This window comes from Streptomyces sp. NPDC018019, assembly GCF_044327805.1.
Taxonomy (GTDB): Bacteria; Actinomycetota; Actinomycetes; order Streptomycetales; family Streptomycetaceae; genus Streptomyces.
The window spans coordinates 575378-587810 of the sequence record NZ_JBIRGD010000002.1 but is presented as its reverse complement, the minus strand read 5'-3'; the positions used below and the strand labels follow the sequence as shown (position 1 = coordinate 587810).

Here is a 12433-nt window from a genome sequence, read left to right as displayed (position 1 = left end):
GTCGTCCTTGGCCTCGACGGAGGTGAGACTGCCGCCGCTGACCTTCACGGATATAGGGGAGCCGAGCTCGGCCGACTTGCTGCCCGCCGCCGGCGTCACGGTCACCTTCGCCGCCGGCTTGTCGGACGCCTGGGAGCCGCCGTCCGCACCGCACGCGGTCAGCAGCGCGGCTCCCACCAGGGTGGCGGACAGCAGGACTGTGCGACGGGCTGATCTGACGTGCACGTGGGGTTCCCTCCGAAGCAACACAACTGGCTGTGGCGGGCACCACCGCGGCCCCGGCGCGGTCACGGGACCGCCGGAGCCGGTTGCGGCAACCGCCGACCATCCAGACGGCATGCGCCGCATGATCGGTTGCCTGGAGAAACGGATATTTGTGTCACAGATTGGTACAGGAGTGCGCCGAGCTGGCGGAATGCGAAATTCCGTTTACCTGTGCGGGTACGGCGCGGCCCGCGGGCTCCCCGAGGGAACCCGCGGGCGAGGGATGCCGCACGGTGCGGAGGGCGCGACTATGGCGCGGCCGGCTCCGGAGGGGTCACGGCGTCGCGGGAGCGGACGGGTCCTCGGACCCGTCCGGGTTCGCCGGGTCCTCCGGCGTCTCGGCCGCGTGGCCCGCCAGGACGCAGGTGCGCTTGCGCTGGACGAACCAGTAGTACGTGAAGCCGCCGACGGCGACGATGCCGACGAACAGGAAGGCGCCCCAGCGCAGGTACCAGTGCTGCGGCCCGTTCGCGTTGTAGACCTCGGCGCGCGGCCAGGCGAGGTTGGTGGCCATGGCGGTGCCCCACAGCACGGCGAGGATGTTGACCGGCAGCCCGAACCGGCCCAGCGAGAACTTCCCCGCGGCCGGCTCCCACTGGCCGCGCAGCCGCCGTACCAGCATCGGCACGGTGACCATCAGGTACGCCACGTAGATCATGATGATGGCGATGCTGGTGATCACCGAGAAGATCTGCGGCTGGTTGACGTTGACCAGCAGGATGCAGACCGCGATGCACCCGATGATCACCGCGGGCGCCACCGGGGTCTGGAAGCGCGGGCTGACCCGGGCGAGCAGCGAGGCGGCCGGCAGATTGGTGTCCCGGGCCATGGCGAACGCCAGCCGGATGCCGGCGGTGTGCACGGCCAGCGCGCACACCGTGATCGCGATGACCACGCACCACAGCATGATGTCGCCGATGGTCGTACCGAGCGCGCTCAGCACGACGTACTGGAGGCCGTCCACGGCCAGCCGCTTGTCGTGCAGATCGGGCGTGGCCAGCAGCGCGAACAGCAGGATGAGCCCGCCGATGAGGAACGAGGCGAACAGGGCCCGCAGGATCGCGCGCGGCGCGTTGCGGCCGGGGTCCTTGGACTCCTCGCCGAGCGAGGACGCCGTGTCGAAGCCGTACATGACGTAGGCGGAGGCGAGCGAGGCGGTCAGGAACGCGCCGAGGTAGCCCAGCGACTCGCCCCGGCCCAGCGCGTACGTCTCGGTCACCGCGCCCGGGCCGCGGGTGATGTGCGCGGCCAGCAGCACGATCAGCGCGAGGGCCGCGATCAGCTCGATGGCCACCCCGGCCGAGTTGATCTGCGCCATCAGCTTGACCCCGAACGCGTTGACCAGCGTGGTGAACACGACGAGCACGGCGCCGAGCAGCACGGCGTTGGCGGCCTGGTCGGTCCGGCCGCTGCCGTCCCCGATGAACTGGAAGAACGAGGAGATCTGCGGCAGCGTGACCTGGTAGGCGAGCGCCACGGCCGCCAGCGACACCATGGTCGCGGTCATCATCATCCAGCCGCCGAGCCAGCCCACGTGCGGGCCGCCGAGCTGCTTCGACCAGTTGTAGACCGAGCCGGCCACCGGATAGCGGGCGGCCATCTCGCAGAAGCACAGGGCCACCATCAGCTGGCCGCAGAAGACCATCGGCCAGGACCACCAGTAGGCGGGACCGCCGTGGTTGACGCCGAAGTAGAAGAGCTGGAAGGTGCCGGTGAGGATCGAGATGTAGCTGATGCCGGCGGCGAAGGTGTGGAAGTTGCCGAGGGTGCGCTTCAGCTCGGGCTTGTAGCCGAGTTCCGCGAGCGAGTCGTCGTCGCTGGAGGTCTCGGTCTCCGCGGCCGGCGCGGTGTCCACGCCGTCGCCCTGTCCGCCCCCGTTCGCCGAACCGCCCGCCGCGGGCCCCGTGCCGCCGCTCACTCGAACCACCGCTGCGGCCGGGGCGCGGTGTTGCGCCAGATGTGCTTGGCCTCCTGGTACTCCCCGAGCCCGGCCGGGCCCAGCTCGCGCCCGATGCCGGACTGCTTCATACCGCCCCACTCGGCCTGCGGGACGTACGGATGGAAGTCGTTGATCCACACGGTGCCGGCCCGCAGCCGGGCGGCCACCCGGTGCGCGCGCTCCGCGCTCTGCGTCCACACGCCCGCGGCCAGCCCGTAGACGGTGTCGTTGGCGAGCGCCACCGCCTCCTCCTCGGTACGGAACCGCTCCACGGTCAGCACCGGCCCGAACGATTCGTCACGGATCACGGACATGCCGGGGGAGCACTCGTCCAGCACCGTCGGCAGGTAGTAGTAGCCGTCCCGCAGCCGGGGGTCGTCGGGGCGTTCGCCGCCGCAGCGCAGCACCGCGCCCTCGGCCAGCCCGGCCGCCACGTACTTCTCCACCTTGTCGCGGTGTTCCGCGGAGATCAGCGGTCCGCTGCGCGCGTCCTCGTCGAACGGCCCGCCCAGCCGGATCGCCCGCGCCCGGCGCACCACCTCGTCCACGAAGTCGTCGTGCAGCGTGTCCTCCACCAGCAGCCGCGCACCGGCCGAGCAGACCTGCCCGGAGTGCAGGAACACCGCCATCAGCGCGTAGTCGACGGCGGTGTCGAAGTCGGTGTCGGCGAAGACCAGGTTGGGGTTCTTGCCCCCCAGCTCCAGCGCGATCTTCTTGACGGTGGGCGCGGCGGCGGCCATGATGCTCCGCCCGGTGACCAGCCCGCCGGTGAAGGACACCAGGTCCACCCGCTCGTCGCTGGTCAGCGGCGCGCCGACGGCGGCGCCCGCGCCCAGCACCAGGTTGGCCACCCCGTCCGGCAGCCCGGCCTCGACCAGCGTCCGCATCAGCAGGATCGCGGTGTGCGGGGTCAGCTCGCTGGGCTTGAGGACGAACGTGTCGCCCGCGCCGATGGCCGGGGCCACCTTCCAGGCCGTCTGGAGCAGCGGATAGTTCCACGGTGTGATCAGCGAGCAGACGCCGACCGGCTCGTGCACCACCCGGCTGTCGATCTCCGGCTGCCCGGTGTCCACCACCCGTCCGTCGTTGCCGGACGCCACGAGATCGCCGAAGTAGCGGAAGCAGCCGGCGATGTCGTCCATGTCGTACCGGCTCTCCACGAACCGCTTGCCGGTGTCCAGGGACTCGGCCCGTGCGTACGTGTCCTTGTCGCGCTCCAGCAGACCGGCGACGCGCAGCAGCAGCGCCCCGCGCTCCGCGGCCGGGGTGTGCGGCCAGGGCCCGTCGTCGAACGCCGCGCGGGCCGCGGTGACCGCGGCCGCCGCGTCCACGGCGCCCGCCTCGTCGACGGTGGCGACCAGCGTGCCGTCCGCCGGGCAGCGGATCTCGCGCACCTCCCCGTCGGCCGCGGCGGTCCACTGACCCCCGATGAACAGCTCCGGCATGGGTGAGCCTCCGTGCCTGTGCTCGCGGACGGGCGGCCCGGCCGGGCCGCCTCGGTGACGATCTCCGTACCGAGCGTAGGCGGGGCGGGGTGCGGACGCATGACGCGCTGCTCCGGGTGGCTGCCCGGCGGGCCCGCCGGAGCGGGGCCGGGCCAGGACCGGCCCCGCCGCAGACGAAGGACCGGCCCCCGCCTCTGAGCGGCAGTGGGCCGGTCCGGCCGTCCCCGCGGGTCAGGCGGCCGTACGGGTCGCCTGCGCGCGCAGCTGCTTCTTGTCCGGCTTGCCGGCGTCCGTCAGCGGCAGCTGCTCGACGAACTCGATGTGGGCCGGTTCGTACATCGCGCCGCGCGCCTCGCGCACCATCGCGCGCAGCTGCTCCGCGTCCACGCTCCGGCCGGCGGCGGGCACCACGGCCGCGTACACCTGCTCCATCCGGTCCGCGTCCCGCACGCCGAAGACGGCGCTCTGCAGGACGCCCGGGTGCGAGTTGAGCAGGTCCTCCAGCTCGGTGGTGTACACGTGGCCGCCCACCACGACGATCATGTCCTTGATCCGGTCGACGATGGTCAGGTAGCCGTCGTCGTCCAGGAAGCCGATGTCGCCGGTGTGCAGCCAGCCGTCGCGCAGCACCTCGGCGGTCAGCTCCGGCTGCTTCCAGTAGCCCTGCATGATGCTCGCCGAGCGGATGCAGATCTCGCCGTGCTCTCCGCGCGGCAGGTCGCGGCCGTCCTCGTCGCGCACCGCCACCTCGACGTTGGGCAGGATGCGGCCGGCCGAGCGCAGCCGCTCCAGGTTGTCCGGGTCGTGGTCCTCGGCGGGCAGCACGCTGATCCCGCCGGCCTCGTTCTGTCCGTAGAACTGCACCAGCACCGGGCCGAAGCGCCGGATCGCGTCGGCGATGCGGGCGGGCGAGGACTGGCAGCCGCCGTAGGTCAGGCAGCGCAGGCTGGAGGTGTCGGTGGTGGCCGCGTCGGGGTGGTCGGTGAGCTGGTACAGCAGCGGCGGCAGCAGGAACAGGTGGGTGATCCGCTCGCGCTCGATGGTCGCGAGCACCTCGGCCGGGTCGAAGTCCTCCAGGAGCACCACGAGTCCGTGCTCGCGCAGCGTGACGTCGGCCATCATGCCGCCCGCGTGCGCCAGCGTGGTGCACACCAGCAGCCGGTTCCCCTCCTGGCCGGCGGGGCGCTCCCAGAGCACCTTGGCGTCGCCCGCGTCCTCGTCGTTGTCGGCGACGAAGGTGCGCACCTGCCCGTAGGTGGTGCAGATGCCCTTGGGGTGGCCGGTGGTGCCGCCGGTGTGGCGGATGGTGCAGATGTCCTCGGGCCGCGCCTGGCTCGGGAACGGCTCGTCGCTCTCGGCGGCCGCCAGTTCCAGCAGGTCGGTGCCGGTCTTCGCGGGGCCCAGGGACAGTACGGTCGCCACCGGCGCCAGCGCGGTCAGTTCGGCGGCCCGGTCGTCGAAGCGGGGGTCGACGATGAGCGCGGCGGTCTCCACGTCCTTGACGATGGTGGCCTGCACGTCGGCCGAGAGCTTGTTGTAGAGGTGGTTGACCCGGCAGCCGATGAGGTTGGCGGCGTAGCGGGCGGCGATGGTCTCGGGCAGGTTGCCGCTGAGCAGTGTGACGGTCCGGCCGCGGTCGATGCCCTGACCCCGCATCGCGCGGGCCATGCGGTGGACGAGGGCGCGGAACTCACCCGCGGTGACGCGTCGCCCTTGGTGCACCAGCGCCTCGCGCCCAGGGTCGGCCCCCAGCGCGTCGAGGTTCTCCTCCACGTAGGTGCGGAAGTCGTGCGCGGTGTCGGGCATAGGTGATTCCTCCTAGATCCCGGGGCATGACGGGTAGTTAGTTGCCCCGGACAACCATTTCCATGCTAACGGTCGTCGATCAAGGGTTCCAAGTTGATGCGAACGCGCATTGGCGGGCCTTTTACCGAGGCGGGGATATCCGGCCAACAATGACCGGCCGCGATGGGCGTCCGGGCGCGCGGCACCGCCTTCCGCCCGCAATTCCGGGCGGAAACCGGCAGGTCGCGCACCTGCCGGACGGCGGTCGGCGAGTCATGGGAATGGCCGGTCAGTGGGGTGCGGGGCCATCGGGAAGGTGTACGGACGGCCGCGGCCGGACATTCCGGAACGCCGGCCGCGGGCGAGAATTACGCATCGTCCGAAATGACGGGCTCCCGCTGGCGAGGAATTGACGCATTGTTTGCCTGCCTTTTGCCGGGGCCGTACTGCGAAGTGTGCCTAAAGCGTGGATTTGCCCGGGTCGCCCATCGGGACCGCGTCCAGCACGGCGACATCCATCGGCGCGGCGAGCAGCCCGCCGACCCCCTCCGCGATCGCGGCGAGCGCCGCACCCCGGGAATGGGCGTCCAGCGCGGCGCCGTCCGCCCAGTTCTCCACGACCACCACGCGGTCCTCTCCGGCGTGCACCGCGTACAGCAGGCAGCCGTCCTCCTCGTGCACGGCCGGTGCGTGCGAGCGGAAGACGTCGAGAGCCGCCTCCAGCTCGCCGGGCTTCGTCCTGATCGTGGCGACTACGACGGGCATCTGTGCGACCTCCAAAGCGAACGGAATGTCGCACGAACCTATCCCACGCCCGGCCTCTGACCTGCGGCCGGAGCCCCGGACGTGTCGTCAGGCCCGGTGCTCCGGCGCGTCGTACGGCAGGGAACGCCGGGCCGCTCCGGCCCCCGGCCCCGCGGCAGGCCGGATCGGCCGGAACCACCGCCCTGTCGGCACGGGACGCCGGGCACGGCACGTGGTACGGCTGGAAGGACCGGGGCGGAACGGCAGGAACGGGGGAGCGGCGTGGACACCGTCATCGTCGAGTTGCCCGAGGCGGCGGAGCGGGCGCCGGACGGGCGCCGCGGCAGGCCACGGCTGCTGCGGCTCGGGCCGGGGGACACCGCGGACTTCGGGCGCGGCTCGCCGGGCGCCCCGGTGGCCGTGCCGCTCGCCGACCCGGGCGTCTCGCGCCTGGCGGGGCAGCTCACCGCCGCCGAGGACTACTGGCGGCTGTCCAATTTCAGCCACGCGGTGACCTATGTCGTGGAGAACATGGAGGGCGCGGGGGAGCACATCAAGGTCGCCCCCGGCCGGCTCGGGGCCCCGGTGCCCTTCGAGTTCTCGCGGGTCCTGCTGCCCGCGACGCGCGGCGAGGCGTCCTTCAAGGTGTTCGCGCCGGAACACGCGTACCTGGACGGCGAACCGTACGACGGGGTGGGAGAGCCGACGGCGAGCCCCTTCGCGCTCGACCCGACCGCCAAGTACTTCCTGGTGCTGCTCGCCCTGTGCGAACCCCGGCTGCGCCACGCCTCCAGCGGAGCCGTGCCGGGCGTCGGCGACGTGCTGGAGCGGCTGCGCCCGCTGGAGACCTGCCGGGGGCTGACCCGCTCGGCCGTCAACTACCACATCGACTACCTGACTTCGGTGAAACTGCGGCTGCGCGCCGGCGACCCGGCGGAGCCGGACGCCCGCGGCGGCGGCAAGCGCGACGAACTCGTCGCCTTCGCGCTGCGCTTCGACCTGATCCGTGAGGAGCACCTCGCCCTGCTGTCCCCGGGCGGCAGGCGGTGAGGCGCGGGACGGGCTGACGGCGGACCGCCATGGACGGAACGAGTGCCACCCCGCCGCCCGGCGTCCGGCCCGGCTACCGGATCGGCGACTGGCGGCTGACCGGGCCCATCGGGGCGGGCAGTTGGGGCAGCGTGTACGCCGCCGAGCACACCGGCGACGGCCGCCCGGCCGCCGTCAAGCTCCTGCGGACCGATCTGCTCGCACCGGGCCAGCGCGCCTGGATGGCCGAACTGGTCCGCCGGGAGGTGCGCTTCAGCCTGGAGGCCGACCACCCGAACGTCGTCCGGACCCATGCCGCGCTCACCGTCGAGGACCCGGACCACCCCGCGCTCGACGGGCTCACCGCCCTCGTCATGGACCGGGCCGAGCGCAGCCTGCGGGACCTGCTCGCCGACGCGGCGGGCCGCCCGCTGCCGGACGGGCCGCACCTCCTGCGGGGGGTCGCCGACGGGCTGGCCCACCTGCACGGGCGCGGCTGGGTGCACGGGGACCTGAAACCGGCCAACATCCTCCTCGCCCCGGACGGCACGGCGTGGCTCGCCGACTTCGGCCTCACCGCCGAACTGGAGGGCAGCCACGCGTACGTGCCGCCGCTGGGCTCGCTCGACCACGTACCGCCCGAGTGGTGGTCGCAGCGCACCGGGCAGCGCGGTGCGACGGTGCGCCCCACGGCCGACATCTGGGCGTACGGCGTGCTGGCCCACCAGGTGCTCACCGGCGGCCGGCACCCCTTCCCCGGCCGTACCGCGCGGGCCCGTGCCCTGGCGGCCCAGACGTACGCGCGCGGCGGCGCGCCCCTGCGGCTGGACGGACAACTGCCGCCGGGGTGGCGGGAACTGATCGGTGACTGTCTGCTGCCCGGCCACGCGTCCCGGGCCCGGCACACCGCCGCGGAGCTGTCCCGGCGTGTGCAGCGGCTGTGTGACGCGCCCGGCGCCCGGCGCCGCGCAGGCCGACCAGCGCTGCTGGCCACCGGCGCCGCGCTGCTCGCCCTGGCCGGAAGTGCCGGTGTACTGCTGGCCTCCGACGGCCGGACCGGCCCGCCGACCGCCGGTGCGTCGTCGTCGGCCACACCGCCCGCCACCGGTTCCATCGCCGGTGCGCTGCCGGAGGATTCCGACGTGCCGCGCGCTCTGCGGACGTACATCACCCGGGCCGCGGAGCGCTGCGCGGAGGAAGAGGTGACGCCCGCCCTGATCGCCGCCATGCTCAAGACGGAGAGCGGCTTCGACCCGCGCGCGCGGCGCAAGGACGAGTACGGCATCGCGATGTGGACCCCTTCGGTCTTCCGCGCCTGGGCCGTGGACGGCGACCACGACGGCCGCAAGGACTACTGGTCACCGCCCGACGCCATCGCCTCCATGGGCTCCTACCTGTGCTGGCTGGGCCAGCGCTTCAAGGCCGGCGGGCTGCGCCACGACCTGCCCGCGCTGATCGCGGCCGGCTACCGCACCAGCAGCCGGGTCGTCCTGGACACCGGCGGCGTGCCCGCCCGTACCCGCGGCTATGTGGACCGGGTGACCCGACAGCTCGCCCAGTACTCCCGCTGACCCCTGCTGACCTGCGACGTTGCCGCGGCCCTGACAGATGTCAGGTACCGCGGCGGTCCGGTCCGGGGCACCGTGGAGCACGCAAGGCAGGCAGCTGTACGGCAACGGCAGCGCCCACCGCACACAGCGGGGACCGTACGAACCGGAAGGACAGCACCATGCGCAGGACCGCAGTCACCAGGACGCTCGCCAAGCTGGCCGTCGCCACCGCGGCGACCGGGACGCTCGTCGCGACCACCGGCGCCGCCCACGCCGCCGCGCAGCCGGAGCGTGCCGCCGCCGCGTCGCACGCCGCCCGGCAGGCCGCCGCCCCGGTGTGCACCGTCAACGACAACGGGGTCAACTTCCGCGGCGGGCCCGGTGAGAACTTCCCGGTCCTGGGGAAGGTCAACGCCGGTCAGAAGATGAACGCACGCGGGCGGCAGGGCAACTGGATCATGGGCGACCTGTGGGGCGGCCGCACCGGGGTGTGGATCCACGTCGCCTACCTGAACTGCTGACACCGGCTCTCGGGGGACGTCGCGCCGGGTACGCGCCGCACAGCGCGGGCCCGGCGCGGCGGCTGTGTCCACGGCCGTGCGTGACCGGTCATGCGGCAGGGCCGCCCCCGGACGGCTACTGCTCCGTGTCCGGCCGGATGTCGGTGATGCGCAGGGTGTTCAGGTCGGAGGTGACGAGCAGGTGGGTGTACCGCGGCTGGGCGGCGCTGCCGAAGGTGAGGCGGACCCGGGTCCAGGCGCGGCCCATGGCGCTGTCGTTGTAGGTGACGCGCCAGGCCCTGGGGGCGTCCTGGGCGCGTGTCACGCCGTCCGCGTGCTCCCGCCGCTCCCAGTCCGCCAGGCGCGCCCGCAGCTCGGGGGTCAGGTAGTGGGTGCGCAGCGCCTCGGCCAGCGCGCCGCGCCCCTCGTCGTGCACGGCGTCGAGGTAGCCGCCGTAGAAGTCGGCGACCCGGTCGACGGCCGATTCCGTACTGCCGCTGCGGGCGGGCACGTCGGCCCGGTCGCCGGCCGGCGCGGGGGCGGGCGCGGCGGTGGCGCTCGCCCCGGCGGGCGCGGTGACGGCGAGGGCCGACAGGGCGGCGGCCAGGGCGGCGCGGCGGACGGTCCGGTTTCCGGACATGGTGGCGCTCCTTGTTCCCGGTGCCTCGCCTCCCGCGGGTGCGCCGTGCGGACGGCCGCGGCCGCTGGTCTGGCGCGCTGCGGGGGAGCGAGGTGCGTACGTCGGAACGGCCGCCTCCGCGCGGTGCACGGGCGACGGGTAACCGGTACGCGGGCCGTCAATCCCCGTGGGCCCGCAGCCGTACGGGGAACGGCGCGAAGCCCTCGCCCCGGCGGCCGGATGTGACCGGTGGGGCAGCAGGGGAGTGCCGGTGGGCGGCCCCGGGCGACGCGGTCCGGGGCCGCCCGTGCACCATGCTGGAATCAGGAATTCCGTCATGAGGAGAGTGCCGTGGCACGGGACGTCAGGTCGCTGCTGGCCGAGCTCGACTTCGCGAGCGTCACACCCGAGGAGTTCGCGCGGATCGTTAAAGGGCTGTCGACCGAGGAGATCACCGGTCTCGCGCGCGGCGAGCTGCGGGAGCGGGTGCTCGGCGAGGTCTTCGGGCGGATGGGGCGGCAGTTCCGCCCGGACCGGGCCGGGCAGGTGCGCGCGGTGATCCGCTGGCACATCACCGGGGAGTGGGAGGCGGTGTACGAGACCACGCTCGCGGACGGGGTCTGCACGGTCCGCGAGGGCACCGGTACCGCCGCGCCGCAGCTGACGCTGACCATGGGCGACGCGGCGTTCCTGCGGCTGGTGTCGGGCAACGGCAACCCCGTGACGATGGTCGTCACCCGCAAGATCAAGGTGTCCGGCGACCTCGCGCTGGCCGCCTCCCTGAACCGGTACTTCGACCTCCCCAAGGTGTGACGCAAAAGCGTCACATGGGTCCCAAGTGGCCTCTGTGGCGGGATAAGTTGATGTCCAGACTCTTGACCCGGGCCTGCCCGTCGGTAAAGTCTAGACCAATTGACGAGCGGGAACCCGTTCCTCCCCACGGAGTCGGCACTGCACACCGGGGCGGCCGTGGTCCCCGCGCGTCGGCACCACCCCTTCGCGTCACCCACCCCCACCCGCGAGGCCCCCGCAACACGGACGTACGGCGCACCCGCGCCGGTACCCGTCTGCCCTGCGCCGGGCCTCCACCGTGAAGGAGTCGACATGCACCAGAAGAGAAAGATCGCCACGGCCATCGGCGCCGCGCTGGCCCCGCTCCTCGTCGTCACCCTGCCGGCCGGTTCGGCCAGCGCGCACGGCTATGTGAACGCCCCGGCCAGCCGGCAGGCGCAGTGTGCGGCGGGCACCGTCTCCTGCGGAGAGATCAAATGGGAGCCGCAGAGCGTCGAGGGGCCCAAGGGCCTCAAGAGCTGCAGCGGCGGCAACGCCCGGTTCCGTGAGCTCGACGACGACAGCAAGGGCTGGAAGGCCACCCCGGTCGGCAGCTCCCAGAACTTCACCTGGCGGCTGACCGCCCAGCACCGCACCAGCACCTGGCAGTACTTCATCGGCGGACGCAAGATCGCGGAGATCAACGACCACGGGGCCAAGCCGCCCGCCACGGTCACCCACAACGTGAACTTCCAGGGCATCAAGGGCAAGCAGAAGGTGCTCGCCGTCTGGAACGTCGCGGACACCGCCAACGCCTTCTACGCCTGCATCGACGTCACCATACGCTGACGCCGGAGCGGGGCGGCGGGCCCGCGCCCGCCGCCCCGCCACAGCTCCCTGACGCGGATGCCGCGGTGCGCACGACGGTCACCACGGCCGCGGCGGAGCGCCCCCGCGGCCTCCGGCACAATGATCGGCATGACGGATACGACGGGTACGGAACGGCCGGGCACGGCCGGCGGCCGGCTGCTGGACGGCAAGGTCCTGCTGATCACCGGGGCGGGGCGCGGCATCGGCGCCGCCGCGGCCCGGCTGTTCGCACGGGAAGGCGCCGCGGTCGTGCTGACCGCACGGACGGAGCCGGAACTGGCCGCCGTGGCCGAGGAGATACGGGCGGCGGGCGGCAGCGCCGAGCACGTCGTCGCGGACCTGGCGGACGCGGACGCCGTACAGCGGGCGGTGGACACGGCCGTCGAGCGCCACGGCCGCCTGGACGGCGCGTTCAACAACGCGGGCATGGGCATCGGCCACGCCCCGCTGGCCGAGATCCCCCTGGCGGACTTCGACCGGATCACCGCCGTCAACCAGCGGGGCGTCTGGCTGGCGATGGCCGCCGAGATACGGGCGATCACCGCCACCGCCGGCACCGGCGCGATCGTCAACAACAGCAGCGTCGGCAGTCTGAAGCCGTCCGCCGGAATGAGTCTGTACGGCGCCTCCAAGCGGGCGGTGAACAGCCTCACCCAGACCGCCGCCGTCGAGTACGGCCCCCAGGGCGTCCGCGTCAACGCCATCGCGCCCGGCACCACCATGACCGCCATGATCGAGGACTGGGCCGCCCGCGAACCGGACGTCCTCGACCGGCTCACGGCCCGCACCCCGCTGCGCCGCGCGGCCGCCCCCGAAGAGGTGGCACAGGCGGCCGCGTGGCTGCTCAGCGACCGGGCCTCGTTCGTGACGGGCGCGATCCTGCCCGTCGACGGCGGCCTCACCGTCTGAGCGGGAGC

General features: G+C 73.1%; 11 protein-coding genes and 1 pseudogene. 6 read left to right on the top strand and 6 right to left on the bottom strand.

Annotated features, from left to right (window positions below; all coding sequences use genetic code 11):
• From ACH4FX_RS05785 to ACH4FX_RS05765, 5 genes and pseudogenes are all read right to left on the bottom strand, one after another.
• Positions 1-225, bottom strand: a pseudogene (locus tag ACH4FX_RS05785) (hypothetical protein); the annotation flags it as partial.
• 313 nt (positions 226-538) lie between these two features.
• Positions 539-2191: an APC family permease gene (locus ACH4FX_RS05780; protein WP_398475487.1), complete on the bottom strand. Its 1653-nt coding sequence runs from the start codon at positions 2189-2191 to the stop codon at positions 539-541.
• A complete protein-coding gene (locus ACH4FX_RS05775) occupies positions 2179-3648 on the bottom strand; it encodes an aldehyde dehydrogenase family protein (protein WP_398475485.1) in 1470 nt (489 codons plus the stop codon). The genes ACH4FX_RS05780 and ACH4FX_RS05775 overlap by 13 nt, the downstream gene beginning before the upstream one ends.
• Positions 3649-3879: 231 nt before the next feature.
• Positions 3880-5454 (bottom strand): AMP-binding protein, encoded by a 1575-nt coding sequence (locus ACH4FX_RS05770; RefSeq protein WP_398475483.1) that lies wholly within the window; start codon positions 5452-5454, stop codon positions 3880-3882.
• Between the two features lie 438 nt (positions 5455-5892).
• Complete coding sequence (locus tag ACH4FX_RS05765) at positions 5893-6198, bottom strand: putative quinol monooxygenase (RefSeq protein WP_398475481.1); 306 nt, start codon at positions 6196-6198, stop codon at positions 5893-5895.
• A gap of 261 nt (positions 6199-6459) precedes the next feature.
• Here ACH4FX_RS05765 and ACH4FX_RS05760 point away from each other — a divergent pair, with 261 nt between their 5' ends.
• From ACH4FX_RS05760 to ACH4FX_RS05750, 3 genes are all read left to right on the top strand, one after another.
• On the top strand, positions 6460-7227 hold the full coding sequence (locus tag ACH4FX_RS05760; RefSeq protein ID WP_398475479.1) for a serine/threonine protein kinase: 768 nt from the start codon (positions 6460-6462) through the stop codon (positions 7225-7227).
• Between the two features lie 29 nt (positions 7228-7256).
• Complete coding sequence (locus tag ACH4FX_RS05755; protein WP_398475477.1) at positions 7257-8777, top strand: protein kinase; 1521 nt, start codon at positions 7257-7259, stop codon at positions 8775-8777.
• Between the two features lie 158 nt (positions 8778-8935).
• Entirely contained in the window at positions 8936-9277 is a 342-nt protein-coding gene (locus ACH4FX_RS05750; RefSeq protein ID WP_398475476.1) for an SH3 domain-containing protein, read from the top strand.
• Positions 9278-9392: 115 nt separating this feature from the next.
• Here ACH4FX_RS05750 and ACH4FX_RS05745 read toward each other — a convergent pair whose 3' ends face one another.
• On the bottom strand, positions 9393-9896 hold the full coding sequence (locus ACH4FX_RS05745) for a hypothetical protein (protein WP_398475475.1): 504 nt from the start codon (positions 9894-9896) through the stop codon (positions 9393-9395).
• A gap of 330 nt (positions 9897-10226) precedes the next feature.
• Between ACH4FX_RS05745 and ACH4FX_RS05740 the strand changes: the two genes are divergently transcribed.
• From ACH4FX_RS05740 to ACH4FX_RS05730, 3 genes are all read left to right on the top strand, one after another.
• Entirely contained in the window at positions 10227-10688 is a 462-nt protein-coding gene (locus tag ACH4FX_RS05740) for an SCP2 sterol-binding domain-containing protein (protein WP_398475474.1), read from the top strand.
• A gap of 291 nt (positions 10689-10979) precedes the next feature.
• Positions 10980-11495 carry a lytic polysaccharide monooxygenase auxiliary activity family 9 protein gene (locus tag ACH4FX_RS05735; protein ID WP_398475472.1) on the top strand — a complete coding sequence of 172 codons (516 nt, stop codon included), beginning with the start codon at positions 10980-10982 and terminating at the stop codon, positions 11493-11495.
• A gap of 129 nt (positions 11496-11624) precedes the next feature.
• Positions 11625-12425, top strand: a complete 801-nt coding sequence (locus ACH4FX_RS05730; RefSeq protein ID WP_398475470.1) for an SDR family NAD(P)-dependent oxidoreductase — start codon at positions 11625-11627, stop codon at positions 12423-12425.
• Positions 12426-12433 lie beyond the last annotated feature (8 nt).

Bases quoted from the DNA above. Each gene is read 5' to 3' on its own strand.
- ACH4FX_RS05730 (WP_398475470.1), top strand. From the start codon at position 11,625: ATGACGGATACGACGGGTACGGAACGGCCGGGCACGGCCGGCGGCCGG.
- ACH4FX_RS05775 (WP_398475485.1), bottom strand. From the start codon at position 3,648: ATGCCGGAGCTGTTCATCGGGGGTCAGTGGACCGCCGCGGCCGACGGG.
- ACH4FX_RS05750 (WP_398475476.1), top strand. From the start codon at position 8,936: ATGCGCAGGACCGCAGTCACCAGGACGCTCGCCAAGCTGGCCGTCGCC.
- ACH4FX_RS05765 (WP_398475481.1), bottom strand. From the start codon at position 6,198: ATGCCCGTCGTAGTCGCCACGATCAGGACGAAGCCCGGCGAGCTGGAG.
- ACH4FX_RS05770 (WP_398475483.1), bottom strand. From the start codon at position 5,454: ATGCCCGACACCGCGCACGACTTCCGCACCTACGTGGAGGAGAACCTC.
- ACH4FX_RS05745 (WP_398475475.1), bottom strand. From the start codon at position 9,896: ATGTCCGGAAACCGGACCGTCCGCCGCGCCGCCCTGGCCGCCGCCCTG.
- ACH4FX_RS05755 (WP_398475477.1), top strand. From the start codon at position 7,257: ATGGACGGAACGAGTGCCACCCCGCCGCCCGGCGTCCGGCCCGGCTAC.
- ACH4FX_RS05735 (WP_398475472.1), top strand. From the start codon at position 10,980: ATGCACCAGAAGAGAAAGATCGCCACGGCCATCGGCGCCGCGCTGGCC.